This window comes from Bacillus sp. P4_D3, assembly GCF_056401855.1.
Genome location: NZ_JBFUIN010000975.1, coordinates 1 through 1,005 on the forward strand (window position 1 = coordinate 1; position 1,005 = coordinate 1,005).

At 30.8% G+C, this 1,005-nt stretch carries 2 protein-coding genes; one reads left to right on the forward strand and one right to left on the reverse strand.

Annotated elements, in window-relative coordinates:
- Window positions 1–175: 175 nt before the first annotated feature.
- Window positions 176–382 (forward strand): KTSC domain-containing protein, encoded by a 207-nt coding sequence (locus AC1DTM_RS28465; protein WP_000777813.1) that lies wholly within the window; start codon window positions 176–178, stop codon window positions 380–382.
- Between the two features lie 77 nt (window positions 383–459).
- Here AC1DTM_RS28465 and AC1DTM_RS28470 read toward each other — a convergent pair whose 3' ends face one another.
- Window positions 460–666, reverse strand: a complete 207-nt coding sequence (locus AC1DTM_RS28470; protein WP_000990221.1) for a YqaE/Pmp3 family membrane protein — start codon at window positions 664–666, stop codon at window positions 460–462.
- Window positions 667–1,005 lie beyond the last annotated feature (339 nt).

A 1,005-nucleotide genomic window follows, 5' to 3' on the forward strand; every position in this document is an offset into this window, starting at 1 on the left:
AGTAAAAATAGCACAACGATATGTACTTCGTGTGAACTTCCTTATAATTACGTATAAAGAACATTTGATATATTGCATATAAATATAATACCTCTTTAATTATTAGGATTTCAACATGACAATCCCCTTATCTACAAGAAACCATCTAAAATGAAAAGTAAGGAGTTGCGTATTGATGAAACTCTCTCCCGTTATCTCAAAAAATATAGTTGCTGTTGGCTATAATCCTTTTTCGATGATTTTACGTATTCAATTAAAGAATGGTATGTATGATTTCTTTAATGTACCAGAAAGCATTTACACCGGTTTATTGAACGCACACTCTAAAAGTTATTATCATAATACCTATATTAAAAATTCTTACCGCTATACTAAAATTTAAACTTGATTGACATACAAAAAAGAAAGGCGAATCAAATTCCCTTTCTTTTTTGTATGCTTTCACTCGTAATTTACCTTCTATCTTCTTTTATTAATTTCATCGTACGCTTGAATTTGTCTTTTAAGTCGCCTGTCGGCTTTTTTGTCATGTACGACAAGAACTGCGTGTATCGCTCCTGGAACCCAAAAAATTAAGGTTAAAATGAAATTAATAATCGCTTGAAACGGCTTTCCGCAAAATAAAACAGCTACCGGCGGAAGTAGAATTGCTAATAAGTACATCATATCTGAAAAACTCCTTACTGTTTATTTTTCAATTCTTACCCATCCATCTCCTACACTATCAAACCTATGAAATTATGTTATTTCTAAAAGCGTATGTAAGAACTCATCATTACAAAAATCACATATAATAGTATAACTAAATGAGGAGCCTCTCACTAACGTTAACAAGCTATTTTCACCTGTTCGTTTATATGTATATTCTACACCTATATGAAACAGCCTACAAAAAGAATTATCACATCAATCTTGTCCTATTTCTAAAATTGAAATACTCCGAACTTCATTTAAATGAGTATTTCATTGCCTTTTCTTAGATTCCAATTGTTGTTCCTCTACTAT